Source organism: Prevotella sp. MGM2 (assembly GCF_002933955.1).
Lineage (GTDB): Bacteria > Bacteroidota > Bacteroidia > Bacteroidales > Bacteroidaceae > Alloprevotella.
Genome location: NZ_BEWW01000196.1, coordinates 1 through 656, shown reverse-complemented (window position 1 = coordinate 656; position 656 = coordinate 1). Strand labels below are relative to the sequence as shown.

General features: G+C 38.7%; 1 protein-coding gene. It reads left to right on the top strand.

Features of this window, described 5'->3' with window-relative positions:
* Nucleotides 1–162: 162 nt before the first annotated feature.
* The coding region (locus tag C5S62_RS04825) for a hypothetical protein (protein ID WP_133159502.1) at nucleotides 163–656 on the top strand (494 nt) is incomplete at its 3' end.

The following is a 656-nucleotide window of genomic DNA, read 5'->3' as shown; positions in this document are numbered from 1 at the left end:
ATGCCGACGGATATGCCATAGGAACAAAAGCTGACATGAAAGCCACCAAACACAAAATATGGAAGGAAGGCAACATGCTCAAATATAAAAAGTGGAATTAACACACCCAAATATGCGGTGGGCATATTAATACGGTCCGCCGCATAACAAACCTTAAAAACCATGAGAAAATTATCCATCCTCTTACTTTTTATAATTTCATCTACCTCAATGATGGCACAGTCTGTGGATCTGTTTAAATGGTCAGATGGCAATATTGTAGCCCAACAACAATTCGTTACATTGGGGCAGAACAACTCTCCGACATTCGTTCACAACCCTATAAATCCTTACAAAACTTACAATATATCCTCCCCCAATAATGCCCATCAATATAGTGTCATTATAGGGGGAAGTGATACCAACATGTCATCCGAGATGTATGATGTTTTTATGATATCAGACAAGTCAGGAAAAACGCTCCTGTGCCGCTGGGGAAATGATCCATTATATAATATTCAATATCTGACATTAAATAAAGACGATAAAAATCATTTCATACAAGTCCCTTTAGATGATAATAGTTTTGCTCTTCTATTCGCCGGCAATGTTTTCGATGGCAATGATGATGCCGGTGAAATGATTGTCGTTGTGGTCAATAAGGACAAGGCCACCGT